General features: G+C 70.1%; 1 protein-coding gene and 1 riboswitch. The gene reads right to left on the bottom strand.

Annotated features, from left to right (window positions below; translation table 11 throughout):
* Positions 1-352, bottom strand: a 352-nt coding sequence (locus KZA10_RS16895) for an ECF transporter S component (RefSeq protein WP_218683481.1), incomplete at its 3' end; no start/stop codon positions are given.
* Positions 343-454: riboswitch (TPP riboswitch) on the bottom strand. It overlaps the preceding gene by 10 nt.
* Positions 455-670: the final 216 nt, after the last annotated feature.

Genomic DNA, 670 nt, shown 5'->3' with positions numbered 1-670 from the left:
GTCCGGCCTCGAGGGTGAGGAACCCGCCCCACTGGTTGCCGATGAGCGCCGAGACGACCGCCGCGAGCAGCTCGACGTAGATCGCCGCCCCGGCCTTGCGGATGATGAGTCCGCCGAGCACGCCGGCGAAGAGCCACGGGCCGTCGAGGAGGCCCTGGATGCCGGGCAGCAGCGGCTCGAGCAGGGCTTTCGGCCCGAGGTACCCGACGTTCCAGGCCAGGAAGATCAGGCCGGCTGCGACTCCGAGGACGCTGGCGACGACGATGTCGACGATCCGCCAGCGCAGGTAGCTCCGGCCCGGGGTGTTCCCCTGCGTCTTCGCGGTCGCGGATGTGGACGTGGACGTATTCATCTGAACTCCTCCCTGCGCTGGCATGACCCAGATCAGGTTCGACGGTCGAAGCGCGATTCGCTCCCTCTCAGCCCGGCTCGCCGGACTCCCGTGGTTGTGCTGACGATCCTACCGCCGGCGACACCCGCACGGCGACAAGGCCGCGCACCGCGGAACTCGCCCGGGATTGGGTACCGTAAACGAGTGACCGCTTCAGATCCCGCCGACGAGGCGACGGGGGTCGTCGGCGACGACGGCCCGGCGAACGCCTCCCCCTCCGGACCTGTCGATGCTGCGGCAGCCGGTTCGGTGCGGACGGCCGAGCAGACGTCGACACCC

Origin of the sequence: Microbacterium sp. BF1 (genome assembly GCF_019279095.1) — a bacterium.
Taxonomy (GTDB): domain Bacteria; phylum Actinomycetota; class Actinomycetes; order Actinomycetales; family Microbacteriaceae; genus Microbacterium; species Microbacterium maritypicum.
Note: the sequence above shows the minus strand (reverse complement) of the source record. Positions and strands in the feature narration are given on the sequence as shown.